The organism is Vibrio sp. 10N.222.52.B12 (assembly GCF_002875385.1).
GTDB lineage: Bacteria > Pseudomonadota > Gammaproteobacteria > Enterobacterales > Vibrionaceae > Vibrio > Vibrio jasicida.
Genome location: NZ_MDAW01000026.1, coordinates 1 through 249, shown reverse-complemented (window position 1 = coordinate 249; position 249 = coordinate 1). Strand labels below are relative to the sequence as shown.

1 protein-coding gene is annotated in these 249 nt (G+C 44.6%); it reads right to left on the bottom strand.

All coding sequences use genetic code 11. The features are described from left to right. A partial coding sequence (locus BCT11_RS01660; protein WP_198593895.1) for a transposase domain-containing protein occupies nucleotides 1–165 on the bottom strand: 165 nt, incomplete at its 3' end. Nucleotides 166–249: the final 84 nt, after the last annotated feature.

Sequence of the window (249 nt, the reverse complement as noted above, 5' to 3'; positions counted from 1 at the left end):
AACCATGTCACTTGGTAATCGGCGTCGTCGGATAGTTGCTTTATCAGAAAGAGCTGCCGCCTTAGCAACCCACTCATCGGGGATATGTTCAGAGAAAGTAGTGAGTTGAGCTACATCAACAGGATTTTCTTCGAGGAAATCGGCAAAACAGTTTTGGATAGACATAAAAAATCGGAAGCCTAGAAACAGGCTTCCGATTATCTCTCAGCAGAAGGATCGGTCAACCGATCCTTATCTGATCTACATTGC